Origin of the sequence: Rhodococcus sp. IEGM 1302, from assembly GCF_030056935.1 — a bacterium.
Classification (GTDB): Bacteria; Actinomycetota; Actinomycetes; order Mycobacteriales; family Mycobacteriaceae; genus Rhodococcus_F; species Rhodococcus_F qingshengii.
Genome location: NZ_JASHKY010000071.1, coordinates 1 through 305 on the forward strand (window position 1 = coordinate 1; position 305 = coordinate 305).

Sequence of the window (305 nt, forward strand, 5' to 3'; positions counted from 1 at the left end):
CGAGGTTCTGCGCACGGTCTACCCCGAGGTCGACGGCGTCGGCTACCAGAAGATCTGCTCGGTAGAAGATGTCTCGATCGATCTCGGCGCAGAACGCGTCACAGACGACCGAATCCAGGCGGAGCTGTATTCGTTCTTCGCCCAGGGCTTCGATGTCACTGTCGAGGTTCCGTTGCGCGCCAAGCTTTTTCAGGTCGCCGATGACGACTTCGTGTTGTCGTTCGTGATGCATCACATCTCGACCGACGGCTTCTCGATGGGCCCGTTGACCCGCGACGTCATGACCGCCTACTACGCCCGAACCA

Annotated in this window: 1 protein-coding gene; it reads left to right on the plus strand. The window is 60.0% G+C overall.

What is annotated here, in order from left to right:
• Nucleotides 1-305: condensation domain-containing protein (locus tag QM609_RS29170; RefSeq protein WP_230793685.1), on the plus strand; the 305-nt coding region annotated here is incomplete at both ends.